The 15241-nt window shown below is 65.8% G+C and carries 12 protein-coding genes and 2 tRNA genes; 7 read left to right on the top strand and 7 right to left on the bottom strand.

Annotation, left to right across the window (positions count from 1 at the left end):
- Positions 1-74: 74 nt before the first annotated feature.
- Both ATC04_RS15780 and ATC04_RS15775 read left to right on the top strand, forming a co-directional pair.
- Entirely contained in the window at positions 75-602 is a 528-nt protein-coding gene (locus tag ATC04_RS15780) for a PadR family transcriptional regulator (protein WP_047117965.1), read from the top strand.
- Complete coding sequence (locus ATC04_RS15775; protein ID WP_052772195.1) at positions 599-1711, top strand: alpha/beta hydrolase; 1113 nt, start codon at positions 599-601, stop codon at positions 1709-1711. The genes ATC04_RS15780 and ATC04_RS15775 overlap by 4 nt, the downstream gene beginning before the upstream one ends.
- 79 nt (positions 1712-1790) lie before the next feature.
- Here the strand turns inward: ATC04_RS15775 and ATC04_RS15770 are convergent, their stop codons facing one another.
- The 4 genes from ATC04_RS15770 to ATC04_RS15755 form a co-directional block, all read right to left on the bottom strand.
- Positions 1791-2966, bottom strand: coding sequence for a globin domain-containing protein (locus ATC04_RS15770; RefSeq protein WP_047117964.1), 1176 nt, complete (start codon positions 2964-2966; stop codon positions 1791-1793).
- Between the two features lie 152 nt (positions 2967-3118).
- The gene (locus tag ATC04_RS15765; protein WP_047117963.1) at positions 3119-3571 is read right to left on the bottom strand and encodes an Rrf2 family transcriptional regulator; all 453 of its coding nucleotides are present in this window, start codon (positions 3569-3571) and stop codon (positions 3119-3121) included.
- A gap of 91 nt (positions 3572-3662) precedes the next feature.
- Entirely contained in the window at positions 3663-4133 is a 471-nt protein-coding gene (locus ATC04_RS15760; protein ID WP_047117962.1) for a hypothetical protein, read from the bottom strand.
- A 9-nt stretch (positions 4134-4142) separates the two neighbouring features.
- On the bottom strand, positions 4143-5567 hold the full coding sequence (locus tag ATC04_RS15755) for a phosphomannomutase/phosphoglucomutase (protein ID WP_152666761.1): 1425 nt from the start codon (positions 5565-5567) through the stop codon (positions 4143-4145).
- A gap of 155 nt (positions 5568-5722) precedes the next feature.
- Here ATC04_RS15755 and ATC04_RS15750 point away from each other — a divergent pair, with 155 nt between their 5' ends.
- The 3 genes from ATC04_RS15750 (at position 5723) to ATC04_RS19515 (ending at position 9084) form a co-directional block, all read left to right on the top strand.
- Positions 5723-7843 (top strand): RecQ family ATP-dependent DNA helicase, encoded by a 2121-nt coding sequence (locus ATC04_RS15750; protein WP_047117960.1) that lies wholly within the window; start codon positions 5723-5725, stop codon positions 7841-7843.
- A 30-nt stretch (positions 7844-7873) separates the two neighbouring features.
- Positions 7874-8803, top strand: a complete 930-nt coding sequence (locus ATC04_RS15745) for a hypothetical protein (protein WP_047117959.1) — start codon at positions 7874-7876, stop codon at positions 8801-8803.
- A 122-nt stretch (positions 8804-8925) separates the two neighbouring features.
- Positions 8926-9084 carry a hypothetical protein gene (locus tag ATC04_RS19515; protein WP_157359297.1) on the top strand — a complete coding sequence of 53 codons (159 nt, stop codon included), beginning with the start codon at positions 8926-8928 and terminating at the stop codon, positions 9082-9084.
- A gap of 507 nt (positions 9085-9591) precedes the next feature.
- Here the strand turns inward: ATC04_RS19515 and ATC04_RS15740 are convergent.
- Together ATC04_RS15740 and ATC04_RS15735 are read right to left on the bottom strand one after the other, a co-directional pair.
- Positions 9592-9683: transfer RNA gene (locus tag ATC04_RS15740), tRNA-Ser, on the bottom strand.
- A gap of 63 nt (positions 9684-9746) precedes the next feature.
- Positions 9747-11837 (bottom strand): prolyl oligopeptidase family serine peptidase, encoded by a 2091-nt coding sequence (locus ATC04_RS15735; RefSeq protein ID WP_047117958.1) that lies wholly within the window; start codon positions 11835-11837, stop codon positions 9747-9749.
- 56 nt (positions 11838-11893) lie between these two features.
- On the opposite strand from ATC04_RS15735, the gene ATC04_RS15730 reads away from it, so the two are divergent.
- Entirely contained in the window at positions 11894-13933 is a 2040-nt protein-coding gene (locus ATC04_RS15730) for an FAD/NAD(P)-binding protein (RefSeq protein ID WP_082123756.1), read from the top strand.
- A 73-nt stretch (positions 13934-14006) separates the two neighbouring features.
- Here the strand turns inward: ATC04_RS15730 and ATC04_RS15725 are convergent.
- Positions 14007-14094: transfer RNA gene (locus ATC04_RS15725), tRNA-Ser, on the bottom strand.
- Between the two features lie 50 nt (positions 14095-14144).
- Here ATC04_RS15725 and ATC04_RS15720 point away from each other — a divergent pair.
- On the top strand, positions 14145-15134 hold the full coding sequence (locus ATC04_RS15720) for an NAD(P)H-quinone oxidoreductase (RefSeq protein ID WP_197413540.1): 990 nt from the start codon (positions 14145-14147) through the stop codon (positions 15132-15134).
- Positions 15135-15241 lie beyond the last annotated feature (107 nt).

The following is a 15241-nucleotide window of genomic DNA, read 5'->3' as shown; positions in this document are numbered from 1 at the left end:
TCACAATCGGGGAACACTTTTCCCACGCCCCGGCGGGTGGGTGCAAAATCAACTAACTGTGAAAAGATGAAGTTATGGTTTTGGCACGATTGATCCTCGGGCTGTTGTGCTTGTCGCCGATGACCGGTTACGAGCTCAAGAAGCATTTTGACTCCTCTATTAACCACTTCTGGAATGCAGACAAGGCGCAGATCTACCGCACCCTGGCCCAGCTGGTGGACCAGGGGTACGCCACCGTGCGCACCGTCCCCCAGTCGAACTATCCGGACCGGCAGGAACACCACATCACCGAGGCCGGCCGGGAAGTGCTGAACCAGTGGCTTTCCAGCGGGGCCGCCCGCTCCCCGGAACGCGATCCGTTCATGGGGCAGGTCTTCTTCGCCGCGGAGCTGGAGCGCGAGGGCATCGAGCAGCTGCTGCTCGAACGCCGCCAAGCCACCCAATACGTGCTGGACGACTACCTTTCCCAGCGCGAGGGGATCGACATGCGTGCGGCAGCTGACCGCCGCAGCTTCCTCATGGCCGCCACCTTGGACCATGCAATCAGACAACAGGCCGCCGAGCTGGAGTGGCTTGACGCAGTATTGGAGCATTTGCCATGACCTCTGCCAACGACCAGGGAAAGAACCCTATGGCCGATCCGGCGCGGGACGCGACCGACTATCCCGAGGTGCATCCGGCGCGCCGAAAGCCCGAGGACAGCGCTCCGGTGCAGACCCTGGTCTTCCTGCACGGCGGCAACGTGGGCAACTGGAGCTGGGATCCGCAGGTGCTGGCCTTCGGGGACTTCAACATCCTCACCCTGCATCTGCCGGCGTTCGGCGCCCGGTTCGAGGAGAACTGGGAGGGCCTGGACTCCGCGGCGGACGATGTCGCAGCGCTGATCGCTGACGAGGTTTCCGAGGGCGGCGTCCACCTGGTGGGCATGTCCCTGGGCGGCGTCATCGCCCTGCACGTGGCGGCCCGCCACCCGGAGCTGGTCGAGTCGGTATTCGCCACCGGGGTGTCGATCGCACCGCTGGGCACCGCGGCCAAGGCGGTGCAGCGTATGCAGCTGAAGCTGATCGGCAGCGAGTGGTATTGGAAGTTCCAGGCTGGCGCCTACGGCATGGTGGACAACGAGCGCGAGCTGTTCGCCGAGCACGGGGTCAAGCTCAAGCCGGAGAACATGCGCGCGATCATGGGCGACCTCGATTCCGGCGGACTGCCGGCGGACCTGTCGGCCTACACCGGTCCCGCCCTGGTGCTGGCCGGCGCCAGCGAGCCGAAGTTCGTCCAGCGCTCCTTCCCGGCCCTCGCCGAGGCCCTGCCGCAGGCGGCCATCCGCGTGGTTCCCGGCATGCACCACCAGTGGAATATCGAGAACCCGCTGCTGTTCAACTCGGTGCTGCGCCGCTGGATCACCGGGCAGCAGCTGCACCAGGTGCTGCGTGAGCCGGTGGAGCCCAAGCTGCGCGGTGCATCGTTCAAGCGCACCTCCACCCTGGAGGAAATCGACCCGCAGGAAGCAGAAGCCGCCGGCGCGGCGCAGGCCCCTGACGCCGGCGTGGCCGATAGCGGCCAGCCCGCCCCGGAATCCAAGGCCAGGGGCTTCGCCGACCGGCTTGATCCGCGCAAGCTGGACCCGCGCAAGCTCGACCTGAAGAGCGCGCTGTCCAAGAAGCCCCCGGTGGCCAAGCGGCCTTCCGAATCCGACGGCTCCGCCGAATAGTTTCCCGGCAGACAGAACAGCCCGGACTGGACCCCCATATGGCCAGTCCGGGCTGTTCCGGTCTAGTGGGCTGCGCGCCTTAGGCGGCGAGCCAAACGTCCGGTCCGAAGACCTCGTAGTGGATGTGCTCGGCCGGTATGCCGGCGGCCAGCGCCTGCGAGCGCACCGCGTGCATGAACGGCAGCGGGCCGCAGAGATAGACCTGGCTGTCGGCGGTCAGCGAATCGGTCAGGTCCATGTAGCCGGCCTTCGCGTCCAGGCCCTCGGGCAGCTCGCCGCGCTCGAACCAGGTGCGGATCTTGGCGTTGGGCAGCTGGCCCAGCGATTCGAGCATCTGCTCGCGCAGCGGCCAGGAAGCGAACTCCTGGTCGGCATGCAGCACGGTGATCTCGCGGGTGGAGCCCGCCGCGGCCAGGGTCTGCAGGGCTGCGGCGCTCGGGGTGCAGCCGATGCCGGCCGTGGCGATGACCAGCGGGGCGCCCTCGGTGTCGATGACCAGGTCGCCGTACGGGTTGGACAGCTCCACGACGTCCCCGACCTTTAACGAGTTGTGTAGCACCGGGGTGAATTCGCCGTCCACGTCCAGCTTCACGGTGACGGTGCGGCGGGTCGTGGACTCGACGTCGTTGCTCAGGGTGAACTGGCGGACCTGGCGGATGCCGTCGGCCATCGGCATGCGCATGGAGACGAACTGGCCCGGCTTGGCGATGGTGGCGGCGGTGTCATCGGCCGGTTCGAAGCTGAAGCTGACCGAATCCGCGCCGGTCGCGGTGCGCTCGACGAGCTTCCAGTTGCTGTAGATGGTGGCGTTGGCCTGCCGGGCGTAGAGGCCCTTCTCGATCTTGATCAGCGCCTGGGCCATCAGCCAGTACACCTCGGTCCAGGCTTCGGCGATTTCCGGGGTCAGCGCGTCGCCCAGGTCCTCGGCGATGGCTGCGAACAGGTGCTCGTACACGATGCCGTACTGCTCCTCGACGACACCCAGCGAGGTGTGCTTGTGGGCGATGCGGGACAGCATGGTCTCCGGGGTGGTTTCCGGGTTGTTGACCAGGTAGGTGGCGAAGACCGCGATGGATCCGGCCAGCGCCTGCTGCTGGGTGCCGTTCTTCTGGTTCGAGCGGGAGAACATGCCATCCAGCAATTCCGGTCGGGCGGCGAACATGCGCTGGTAGAACTTCGGGGTGATGCTCGAAATTCGTTCGGCGATGATCGGCAGGGTTGCTTCGATGACCGGGCGGGACTGGGTGGACAGCATGGTGTATCTCCTCGGAGAGTATCTGGTTTATCTTGCATTTGAAATGCAGGATTTATGCTTTAAGTTCTACGCGACGTAGAAACGAATTGCAAGTTGAGTTGCGCCACATCCGGAAAATTCCGGTTTGACTAGTGGTTTTCTGGTGGGAAAGATTACGCGCTGCGTCGCACGGTGGGGAAAGGCAGCAGCGTGATGGCCGGGGAGGTCTCGCAGATCTCCTGGATCGTCAGCGGATCCAGGGCCGCGTAGAAGGCTTCGCGGGCAGCGCGCAGGGCGCCGCGCAGGCGGCAGCCGCCGGCCAGCGGGCAGTTGCCGTTCGCGTCGTGGTCGGTGCAGTCAACGACGTCCTCGCGCTTGTCCAGGGTGCGCAGCAGGGCGCCGACCGAGGTCTGCAGGCCGGTCTGCGTGATTGAGGCGCCGCCGTTGCGGCCGCGCACCACGTCCAGCACGCCCAGCGTGCGCAGCTCCAGGACCGCCTTGGTGACGTGGTTGTAGGGCACCGAGACCAGGTCCGCGATCTCGCGGCTGGTCAGCTGGCCGGCTCCGGGCGCGCCCAGCACCATGACGGTCCGCAGGCAGACATCGGCAAAGGCGCTGAGTTTCATGTTCTCCAGTCTACGACGACGCCCTCCGGCCGGTCAGCGGTGCAGGTCACTGCTGGTCGGCCGGAGGGCGTGAAGTTGCTGCGGGCTCGTTTTAGCGGGCGTTGGCCCAGACGGCTTCTGCGGCTTCGGCGGCAGGGTCCTCGAAGGTCCACTCGCCGCCCGGCTCGGCCGGCATCAGGTAGGGCTGCACGATGGCCAGCGCGGCGCCGACCTTGTGCTCGGCCACCACGTGGATGGCGTCCTGGTCGTTCTCCTGGAGCAGCACGTCCGAGGCGATGGCGATGGCCTCGAAATGGGTGCCCTGCTGGTTGAGCACCTCCACCAGGTCCGCGGCCATGGCCTCGGTGTCGATGTCGGCTTCCGGATCCTCCGGGTCGTCCGTCGGCGGCACCGCGATCAGGCGCAGTTCGCCCTCGTCGGAGCCTTCCTGCGGCTCCAGGCCGATGGCGAAGGGCAGGAAGACGCCCTGCTCCTCCAGCTGCTCGCGGGCCACGCCCAGCGCGGTGCTCAGCACCTTGTTCAGCGCGTCCTTGACGCCTTCGTCCAGTGATTCGAAGTTCATGGCTGTCCCCTAGTCGGTTGGCTGTTCTTGGCGCACGATCGCCAGCACGGCGTCGCGGATCGGTTCGATGATTTCTGCGGTCGCGCCCTCGCCGTTGAACCGCAGGTACGGTTCGGTGTTCGACGGGCGCAGGTTGATCCACCAGCTGCCGTCGGCCGCGGCGATGGTGGTGCCGTCCATGGTGGAGATCTCCACCGGCTGGCCCTCGAAGTGGGCCACGACCCGGGCGGTGGCCCCGGCCTTGTCCTCCACCTCGGAGTTGATCTCCCCGGTGGCGACGTAGGGTTCGTATTCGGCGCCCAGCTGGGACAGCGGCAAGTCCTGCCCGCCCAGCGCCGCCAGCACGTGCATGGCGGCCAGCATGCCGGTGTCGGCATTGTAGAAGTCGCGGAAGTAGTAATGGGCCGAGTGCTCGCCGCCGAAGACCGCTCCCTGCTCGGCCATCTCCGCCTTGATGAACGAGTGGCCCACACGGGTCATCACCGGGGTGCCGCCGGCGCGGGTGACGAATTCAGGCACTGCCTTGGAGGTGATCAGGTTGTGGATGACCACCGGGCTTGCCTCGCCGGCAGCCTGCACGCGGGCGATTTCGCGCACTGCCACCAGCGCGGTGATGGCCGACGGGGACAGCGGCAGGCCGCGCTCGTCGATGACGAAGCAGCGGTCGGCGTCGCCGTCGAAGGCCAGGCCCAGGTCCGCGCCGTGCTTGAGCACCGCCGCCTGTAGGTCCTTGAGGTTCTCCGGCTCCAGCGGGTTGGCCGGGTGGTTCGGGAAGGTGCCGTCCAGCTCGAAGTACAGCGGCACGATGTCCAGCGGCAGGCCGTCAAGCACCGCGTCGCCCAGCACCGCAGGGGTGGTCAGCCCGCCCATGCCGTTGCCGGCGTCCACCACGATCTTCAGCGGGCGGATGGCGGACAGGTCGACCAGACTGCGCAGGTAGCCGGAGTAGTCGGCCAGCACGTCGCGGCGGCTGACCGAGCCCTGCGGGGCGTCGGAGGAAACCGGCAGGCCCTCGTCAAGGTACTGCTGGGCCAGGTCGCGGATGTCGTACAGGCCGGTGTCCGAAGAGATCGGCAGCGCGCCGGCCTTGGACATCTTGATGCCGTTGTACTGGGCCGGGTTGTGGCTCGCGGTGAAGACGACGCCGGCGGCGTCCAGCTGGCCGGAGGCGAAGTACAGCTCGTCGGTCGAGATCTGCCCCAGCATCACCACGTTGGCGCCGCGGTAGGTGGCGCCCCGGGCGAAGGCCTCGGAGAATTCGGCCGAGGAGGGGCGCATGTCGCCGCCCACCAGCACGGTGTCCCCGGTCAGGCCCAGGATGTCGACGAAGGCCGCGCCGATGGCCTCCACTGCTTCGGCGTTCAGCGACTGTCCGACGATGCCGCGCACGTCGTAAGCCTTGAAGCTCTGGCTCAGATCAATTTCTTCACTCACATCTTTCAGCCTACCGGCTGGAACGGCACGTTGGCCGGTGGATCACGCCGTGGACCATGGGAATTGCCTTACATTTCAGGCCCGTGCCGCACCGCGGATCCCCAGCGCGCGTGCGGTGCGGGCATTTCGTGGGTGGGAACTGAAATACTGGGGGCATGGATGCCTCACTGCACTCGGACCTGCTGTCCTCCGCCACGGCCAAGCTGCGCGCCCTGGTGCGCAACCCGGACGCGCAGTTCCACGATGGCCAGTTCGAAGCGATCAGCGCGCTGGTGGCCCAGCGCCGCCGCGCCCTGGTGGTGCAGCGCACCGGCTGGGGCAAGTCCGCGGTGTACTTCATCGCCTCGCTGCTGTTGCGCGAGCAGGGCTTCGGGCCGACGCTGATCGTCTCCCCGCTGCTGGCGCTGATGCGCGACCAGGTGGCCGCCGCCGAACGTGCAGGGGTGCGGGCCGCGGCGATCAACTCCGCGAACGTGCTTGAATGGCGCGAGATCCTGGAGAAGCTGCAACGCGACGAGATCGACGTGCTGCTGGTCTCCCCGGAACGGCTGAACAACCCGTCCTTCCGCGAACAGCAGCTGCCGATGCTGCTGGACCGACTGGGTCTGCTGGTGATCGACGAGGCGCACTGCATCTCCGACTGGGGCCACGACTTCCGCCCCGACTACCGCCGCATCCGCGATTTGATCAACAAGCTGCCTGCCGGGCTGCCGGTGCTGGCGACCACCGCGACGGCCAACTCCCGGGTGGTGGAGGACGTGGCCGAGCAGCTGGCCGGGGGAGCGGGGGAAGTATTCACCCTGCGCGGCACGCTGGCCCGCGATTCGCTGCGCCTGGGGGTGCTGCGGCTGCCGTCCCCGCGCATGCAGCTGGCCTGGCTGCTGAGCCATATCGAGGATTTCACCGGTTCGGGCATCATCTACACGCTCACGGTCTCCGCCGCGGAGGACATCGCCCGGATGCTGCGCGAAGCCGGCCACCAGGTGGCCGCCTACACCGGGCGCACCGATCTGGAAGAGCGCGAACGCCTGGAAGCGGCATTGAAAAACAATGAGGTCAAGGCCCTCATCGCCACCAGCGCGCTGGGCATGGGTTTCGATAAGCCGGATCTGGGTTTCGTGATCCACATCGGCGCCCCCAGCTCTCCGGTGGCCTACTACCAGCAGGTCGGCCGCGCCGGCCGCGGCAGCATCAACGCCGACGTGCTGCTGCTCCCGGGGACCGACGACGCTGAGATCTGGGAGTACTTCGCCACCAGCTCCATGCCCGACCAGGTGCGCGCCACCGCGGTGCTGGAGGCGCTGGGCCAGGCCGACGGAGCGATGAGCGTCCCGGCGCTGGAGAGCGCGGTGAACTTGCGCCGTTCCCCGCTGGAACTGCTGCTGAAGGTGCTGGCCGTGGATGGCGCCGTGGAACGCGTGGCCGGCGGCTGGATGCGCACCGACCTGCCTTGGTCCTACGACGCTGACCGCTACAAGCGCGTGGCCGCCAGCCGCGTGCACGAACAGCGGCTGATGATCGACTACGAGAACACCCGCGGCTGCCGCATGGAGTTTTTGACCGCGTCGTTGGACGACCCGCGCTCCGCTGCCTGCGGGCGCTGCGACAACTGCGCCGGCGCCTGGTACAACGACCACATTCCCGAAGAGTCCAAGGACAACGCGCAAAATGCCCTGGGACGCGCCGGGGTGAGCATTGAACCGCGCAAGCTCTATCCCTCTGGACTGAATCGGCTGGGGCACACGCTCAAGGGCAAGATTCCCGAGGACGAGCAGGTCTCGATCGGCCGGGCGCTGGCGCGCCTGACCGACCTTGGCTGGGGCAACCGGCTGCGCCAGCTCTTCGCTGATCCCGCCGACCACCCGATCGACAAGGCAATGTTCGAGGCCTGCATCAAGGTGCTCTCGGAATGGAACTGGGAACAGCGCCCGGTGGGCGTGGTGGCGATGCCGTCCTCCACCCGCCCGCAGCTGGTCACCTCGCTCGCGCAGCAGCTGGCCGCCGTGGGTCGGCTGAGGTACCTGGGACAGCTTGAATACCGGGGGAAGCCGCCGCAGAACGGGCCGGGCGGCAACTCGGCCTTCCGTGTTGCGGCGGTGGCCGATGCCTTCGAGATCCCGGAACCGCTCGAGGCGCTGCTGGCCAATGCCCCGGGGCCGGTCATGCTGGTCGACGACCTGACCGATTCGCGGTGGTCCTTGGCCATGGCCGGAAGGGCCCTGCGCATCGCCGGGGCTCCCGGTGTTTTGCCTTTCACTTTGGGAATCGCTGGGTAAATGTTCAGTTAAACGAAGTACGCTGGATGTATGGAATTTCTCATCTGGCTCATCGTCATCATTGCCGTGATTGGCCTGGGCTACCTCGGGTTGCAGTCGCTTCGCAAGAAGAACTCCGCGGAAGTTGCCCAAGCGGTGACGCGTGAGGCCGCGCAGGCGGCCAACGCGAAACTGGACGATGCCTCGCGCAACGCCATCTACCGCAACCTCGCCAAGGGCGATGTCATGGGTGCGGTGCAGAATTACCGCGCGGTGACCGGCGATACGGTGAAGAACTGCGTTATTGCCGTGCGCAGCCTCGACAAGTACCCGCAGACCGCACCGGCCAAGGAGCTTCCGGTCAGCGAAGAGGACATCCAGGCGCTGCGCGAAAAGCTGGAAGCGCAGACCGCCATCGATGAGGAAACCCCGGCTTCCGAGCCCGCCCAGGCCGAGCAGCTCCCTGCGGCAGGCCCGGCGTCTTCCGAGGATTCCTGGGTCATCCCGCAGGAATGGCATGACCAGTTCGGCTCCGAATCCGAGCCAAGCGCCACCCACTTCAAAATGGCGTTCGAACTCGACGGCGAGCAGCGTGAATTCTCCAGCGAGCAGCTTCCGCCCAATGAATACGACCAGCTGTTTTCCATGCTGCGCGATTCGAACTTCGCCGGCGCCGCAAGTGTCCTGCACGGCTACACGGGGCTGCCGCTGGAAGACCTGGAACGCATGATCGCCTCCTCGCCGATGTCCGGAGACAACATCCAGGGCAATGTGGCGGACTTCCGTTTCGAGGGCCAGGGACCCGACGGTCCGGTGCACTTCGACGCAGCAGATCTGCCGGAAGCCGAACGCGAGGCGCTCTTCGACGCCATCGCCGATAACGACCTGCAGAGCATGACCGACATCATCGCCCGCCACACCTCGCTGCCGGACGACATCGTGCAGAACATGCTGCGCACGTTCGTCAAGCGCCAGGACTAGGTGCTGGCGTCGCGCGACTGGGAGATCCATGAACGTTGGGGACACGCCGTTGTACCAGGGGAAATGACTTGTTAGTCTGGATTCCACATTTCGCCGCAACGAATTGTGGAAGGGGATCGACCATGTCAGACAAGAAGGCCGACAGGTCCCAGCCGGGCGAGACAATCGGCGACGACGCACTGCGCAACGAGTTGCTCAATGCCGAAGCAGCCAAAAACCTCAAGCAGGCTGAAGACCAGGTCAAGGAGACGGCTCACGACGTTGAACGCAACCTCAAATAGATAGTGCTTTGCGAAAACCCCGGGTTTAGACCCGGGGTTTTCGCGTATCCGGAAGCGGCGACGCCACAAGCGCCCGGAATTATGAAACCGACGCGCGGAAAATTCCTCGAGAGTGTCCTTGTTCACTGTTTTCTTCAAGCAAATAAGGTTTAAACGCTCCTACCCAGAGCGTGAGGCTCGTCGCTACCTGGTTTGTCTTTGCAAACTACCTAGTTTTAGCGATCTGGTCGATATTTCTTGCTTCGGGATGAAATGAGCGGTAATCTCAGAAGTGCGTTAAGCGGTTGACTGGACATTATGGGGATGTTCTGGTCGCTGGAACATTTGGTTGGGGGACCGGGTGTTCACCGTGTAGGCCCCGCAGGATTCGTTAGGATTCTGCGGGGCCTGACCATTTAAGTTGGAGAATGCCGGAACCGGACGTGCGGATCGCTTTACCGCGGCGCCGGATAGTCTCGGGGAGGAAGCTTGTTAAAAGCAAAACCCCCTAGTCATCTAGGGGGTTTTTGGCGGACACGGGGGGATTTGAACCCCCGGTCGAGTTTAACCCCGACCCTTCATTAGCAGTGAAGTCCATTCGGCCGCTCTGGCACGTGTCCATCCGCTGTTTCCAGCAGAATTAAGCCTACCCGAAGATGGGCGCGTGTTCCAAAACGAGGGTTCTACCTGACCTGGCGCCATAAGAACTCGTAGCTGGTCGCCAGCATCTTGGCCGTGGATTCATTGTCTGTCGACCCTGCGTGGCCACCGCCGTCCGGCTCGTGATATCGCACGTTCTCGATGCCCAGATCCATCATCTTGGCCGCCATGACGCGTGCCTGCGACGGTCCCACCCGGTCATCCGAGGTCGTTGTCCAGATCAGCGACGCCGGATAGTCGTCGTGCGCGTGCGGCTGGTCCGAGAGCCGGTGGACGGGGGAGAAGGTGCGCAGGAATTTCCAGTCCTCCTCGACCTCGGGATCGCCGTACTCGGCAATCCAGGAATGCCCGGCGGCCAGCTGGGTGTAGCGCTGCATGTCCAGCAGCGGGACCCCGCAGGAGATCGCGCCGAACAGCCGCGGGTATCCGGAGATCATGTTGCCCATGAGCAGTCCGCCGTTGGACCGGCCGGTGGCCGCCAAATGCGCCCGCCGGGTGACTCCTCGGGCCACGAGATCCTCGGCGATGGCCGCGAAGTCCTCGTACGCGCGGTGGCGCTTCTCCCGCAGCGCCGCGCGGTGCCAGGCCGGGCCGTATTCCCCGCCGCCGCGGATGTTGGTCATGACATAGACCGGGCGGCGGCCGCTGGCGGTGCTGCGGCTGAGCCATCCGGCGCCCATGGCCGGTGCATAACCGGGAATCATGCTGTGCTGGAACCCACCGTATCCGTCCATGAGCACCGGGTTCTTCCCGTCCAGCGGCATCTGCCGGGCCGAGACCTGGAAATACGGAATCCTGGTTCCATCGGCCGACCGCGCGAAATGCTGCGTGACTTCGAATCCGGTGGCATCGAAGCGCTCGGGCGAGGTCTTGACGGCAGCCTGGCCGCTGCCCACGGTGCCGCGCAGCAGCGTGGTTGGCGTAATGAAACCGGTGATGGTCATCCAGTAGTCGTCCGGCCGTTCGCCATCCTCGTCATCCACCGCGGCCACCGAGACGCTGAGCATCGGGTCTTCCAGCGGAAGCGTGGACTGATCAAAATTTTTGATCAAGTCGATGACGCGGACTTCCGCGGCAACGTCCTTCAGGACCGTCAGCAGCACATAATTCGCAGTGAAGCTCAGCGACTGCAGCGAGGTGCTGGCATCCGGGGTGAACAGTAGCCGTTCCAGCGTGCCGTCCTCCAAGAACGACTCAAGCTTGGCCAGAGCCAGCGAGCCAGCGGGGATCAGCTGGCCTTGGTGCGTCCAGTCGGTCTGCGGGGCCAGCAGCAGCCACTCGCGGTGCAGGCTGACCTTGACATCGGTGGGCACCTCGATGATCCGGTGCTCTGAGCCGAGCATCACGCCGGTGCGCGAGTTGTAGAAGTCGATGGCATCCGTGGTGACGATCCGCTCGAATCCCGGCGTGGAGTCGAAGTAGCCGAAAGCTGCCACGTGCGCCAGATCCACCTCGTAGACGACCTCGGCGGCTTCGAGGTCCGCCCCGCGGGAAAGCCGCCGCAGGGTGCTGGCGTAGGTGGAGCGCGTCGTGTTCGCCTCGGTGGTGGCGGAGCCGACCAGCAGGGTGTCCGCATCGATCCAGGAGACGTTGGTCTTGGCGACGGGCAGGTCGAAGCCGTCCTCCGGGAAGTCGAGGGCATCCAGGTCGAATTCGCGCACCCGCACCTGGTCGCCGCCGTCGGGACTGAGCCGGATCAGGGCACGGCGGTGCGGTTCGCCTTCGGCGGGACGCAGCAGCTGCGAGCCGGCGAAGTGCCACTCGCTGCCTTGCTGCTCGGCGTAGGCGTCGAGGTCCAGCAGGGTTTCCCATCGGGGCGAGTCCGTCAGGTAGGAATCCCAGGTGGTGCGGCGCCACAAGCCCAGGCGGTGCTCGGCGTCGCGCCAGAAGTTGTAGTAGTGGTTCCCGCGCTTGGTGACCATCGGGATGCGGTCCTGGGAATCAAGCACGGTCTTGATGCGCTGGACGGTGCCGTCGAACTCGGTGTCGTACAACTCGGCCTCGGTGCGTTCGGTTTGCCGTCGGACCCAGTCCAAGGCGGTTGCATCGTGGATTCCCTCGAGCCAGGTATAGGTATCGGGCAGATGGGCGGCGGTGGAAGCGCGGTCAGTCATGCTCACAGTCTAAGGCTCGGTGCGGAACGTGCGCCGGAGGGTAATACCCTAGGAGTGTGAGCACCTTGACGCAGAACCCCCGACCCGAGTTCAGCCTGGCCATCGTCGGAGCCGGGCCGCGCGGCACGAGCGTTGTCGAGCGCCTCGCCGCACTGGCCCAGAAGCTTCCCGATGCGGCGGTGCGTGTACGCGTGACAGTTTTCGATCCGTACCGTCCGGGCTCGGGCCATGTCTGGAGCCCGAAGCAGTCGGACCACTTCCTGATGAACACTCCGGCCTCCTTCCCCACGGTGGCCCCGGAACGCCGGGGCAGCGAACCCGGGCTGAGCTTCCGCCAGTTCGTCGCCGCGCAGGGGGACGGCAAGCGGATGAGCGAAGCCCACGCTGCGCAGCTGCACGGCATCCAGGACGGCACCTATCCTGCCCGCGCGCTCTACGGCGAATACCTGGAGCACGTGTACGACACGAGTGCCGCGATCCTGGCCGCGCACCCCGGCTTCGAAATTTCCCATGTGCAGGCCGAGGTCGTGGCCGTGCGCCCCGAAGCGAACGGCTACCGCGTGGAATTCCGCCGCGGCCCGGAAGGGCAAGGCACAGCTGAAACGCTGGAAACCGACGGAGTGGTGCTCGCCCTGGGGCACCAGAGCGCGGAACTGAACCCGTGGCAGAAGCAGCTGCAGCGTTCGGCCGCCCAGTCCGGTGCCACCTACATGCCCCCAAACGTGCCAGCGGACCTGGACTACTCGCAGTTCGCCGAGGGCCAGCCCGCACTGGTCAGGGGACTGGGGCTGAACTTCTTCGACGGCATGGCGGAGCTGACCGCCGGCCGCGGAGGCATCTTCCGGGAAGTCGGCGACGAGCCCGGCTCCCGGTTCGAGTACGTGGCCTCCGGGCGTGAACCGCAGCTGGTGGTCGCCTCGCGCCGCGGAACGCCGTACTGGGGCAAGCCTGTGGTGGACCAGTTCATCCCGGACGAGATCAGCCTGCACCATTTCGACGCGGAAGAGCTCATCGGCAGGCTGGCCGAGGCGCGCGCCGGGAACCCAGAGGCGGCGCTGGTCTTCTCCCGGCATATCTGGCCGAGCCTGCACCGCGACATCCTGCTGGCCTACTACCGCCAGTGCGCCGTGAACTGCGACGGCCGCTGGGAGATTCCGGCCGCCGAATTCATCCGGTCGCTCGAGGCGATCCTGGACGCTGAGCACCACGAAGGCAGCCAGGTCTGGCTGGGCAAGCTGCGCGAATTCATCGCCGGCTTCCCGGAGCTCGAATGGCTGGACGTGCCGGCCCTGGCCCGCCCCTTCGACGAGGTGGGCTTCGGCTCCAGCGAGGAGTACCAGCAGGCGGTACGCGACTACATGCAGGAGAACGCGCGGCGCAGCGCCGCCGGACTGGAAGATCCGCTCTCCCGCGCCATCATGACCATGAACCTGGGGCGCATGGTCATCAAGGACCTGGTCGCCAATGGGATCCTGGACGAGCAGTCACGCATCGAGGAAGTGCAGGCGCACTTCGAGCCGCTGGTCGAAGGACTGTCCTCCGGACCGCCGCTGCAGCGCATCGAGCAGCTGCTCGCGCTGTCGCGCGCCGGACTGGTGACCTTCGTCGGGCCGGATCCGGAATTCGGTTTCGACGAGGTCAACGGCCAGTTCACCGCCTCGTCGCCCTGGGTAGATTCGGAAGTGCACACCGCCCGGACGCTGTGCGAGGCCATGATGCCCGCCAACCGCGTCCTGCAGAACGACACCCCGCTGATCACCCAGCTGCTGTCCGAGCATGTGGCCCGGGTGCACACCTGGAACAACGCCGAAGGCGGGGTGCTGCCGGGCAGCGGCTTCGATGTGGTGGGACAGCCCTACCGGCTGGTCAACAGCGAGGGGATGGCGCACCGGGGGATTTTCGTGCTGGGCTTGCAGCTGTCCTCGGTGCAGTGGGGCACTGCCATCGCAGCCCAGGCCGGGAGCATCGAGAACCCCGCGGCCAGAACCTTGCAGGACGCGCAGTATGTGGTCAACGAGGTCGCCCGGCTCGTGGGGCTTCCCTACAACGAGCTGCAGCTGGAGCACGGCGCACCCGCTTATGAGATGCAGCCGTAGGTTCCAAGGAGTTCCCGTGGAATGAAAAACCTCCGGAACTCGGGGAACCGAGAACCGGAGGTTTCTACTCACGCGGATGGTATGGGATTTGAACCCATGAGACGGGGTTGCCGCCTACTGGTTTTCAAGACCAGCTCCTTCGGCCGCTCGGACAACCATCCAACCCGAAAAATTATACGGCATGAATAGCTAGGGACAGGAATTGGCAACGATGAACGACGTTATGAACGCCTATATTTACCGCGAAGCCGGCGGCCCGGAAGTGATCGAAGCGCAGCAGCGCGAAGTGCCTGTGGCGGGGCCGGGGGAGGTGCTGATCAAGACCGCGGCCTTCGGGCTCAACCGGGCCGATGTCCAACAGCGCCGCGGCGTGTATCCGCCGCCGCCCGGCGCGAGCGACATCCCCGGACTGGAAGTGTCAGGAACCGTTGCGGCACTGGGTGAGGGCGTCACCGGGTGGAACCTCGGGGACCGGGTGGCCGCACTGTTGGCCGGCGGCGGCTACGCCCAATACGTCAACGTCGCCCAGGAACTGCTGATCCGCATCCCCGACGGCATGTCCTTCACCGACGCGGCCGCGCTGCCCGAGGTGGCCGCCACCGTGGTGTCCAACCTGTTCCTGGAAGGCGGGCTGCGCCAGGGGCAGAGCCTGCTGGTCCACGGCGGCGCCGGAGGCATCGGTTCCATGGCGATCCAGCTGGCCAAGGCCGCCGGGGCTACCGTCTACGTGACCGCGTCCTCGGCCGACAAGCTGGAGTACTGCGCGCGGCTGGGCGCGGATGCGGGGATCAACTACAAGGACGAGGACATCCTGGAACGCGTCAAGGAACTGACCGGCGGCCGCGGGGTGGATCTGATCCTGGACGTGGTCGGCGCCAAGTACCTGCAGTTGAACCTCAAGGCGCTCGCCGTCGGAGGCCGGCTGGTAGTCATCGGACTGCAGCAGGGTGCCAAGGCGGAGTTGAACCTGGGAGTGTTGCTGGCCAAGCGCGCCAGGATCATCGGCACCACGCTGCGGGCCAGGCCGCTGTCCGAGAAGTCGGAGATCATCCAGGAGACAGTGCAGCGCGTGATGCCCCTGCTGTCGGAGGGCAAGCTGGAGCTGAACGTCGGCAAGTCCTTTGAATTTTCCGAACTGGCCAGGGCCCATGAATATTTCGACTCCGGCGTGCATACCGGAAAAATTGTCATCGAAGTTTGATTTGTCCCCATCGGGTGGGCGTAGAGTGACAGGCATATCCCCAACATCGTGACCTGAGGCATAGCCGCGGGTCACGTGCATCACTTGTCCCCCTACGAGGAGGTTGC

Source organism: Arthrobacter sp. YC-RL1 (genome assembly GCF_001454985.1).
GTDB lineage: Bacteria > Actinomycetota > Actinomycetes > Actinomycetales > Micrococcaceae > Glutamicibacter > Glutamicibacter soli.
Note: the sequence above shows the minus strand (reverse complement) of the source record. Positions and strands in the feature narration are given on the sequence as shown.

Bases quoted from the DNA above. Each gene is read 5' to 3' on its own strand.
- ATC04_RS15750 (WP_047117960.1), top strand. From the start codon at position 5,723: ATGGATGCCTCACTGCACTCGGACCTGCTGTCCTCCGCCACGGCCAAG.
- ATC04_RS15770 (WP_047117964.1), bottom strand. From the start codon at position 2,966: ATGCTGTCCACCCAGTCCCGCCCGGTCATCGAAGCAACCCTGCCGATC.
- ATC04_RS15735 (WP_047117958.1), bottom strand. From the start codon at position 11,837: ATGACTGACCGCGCTTCCACCGCCGCCCATCTGCCCGATACCTATACC.
- ATC04_RS15720 (WP_197413540.1), top strand. From the start codon at position 14,145: ATGAACGACGTTATGAACGCCTATATTTACCGCGAAGCCGGCGGCCCG.
- ATC04_RS15780 (WP_047117965.1), top strand. From the start codon at position 75: ATGGTTTTGGCACGATTGATCCTCGGGCTGTTGTGCTTGTCGCCGATG.
- ATC04_RS15760 (WP_047117962.1), bottom strand. From the start codon at position 4,133: ATGAACTTCGAATCACTGGACGAAGGCGTCAAGGACGCGCTGAACAAG.
- ATC04_RS15775 (WP_052772195.1), top strand. From the start codon at position 599: ATGACCTCTGCCAACGACCAGGGAAAGAACCCTATGGCCGATCCGGCG.
- ATC04_RS15745 (WP_047117959.1), top strand. From the start codon at position 7,874: ATGGAATTTCTCATCTGGCTCATCGTCATCATTGCCGTGATTGGCCTG.
- ATC04_RS19515 (WP_157359297.1), top strand. From the start codon at position 8,926: ATGTCAGACAAGAAGGCCGACAGGTCCCAGCCGGGCGAGACAATCGGC.
- ATC04_RS15765 (WP_047117963.1), bottom strand. From the start codon at position 3,571: ATGAAACTCAGCGCCTTTGCCGATGTCTGCCTGCGGACCGTCATGGTG.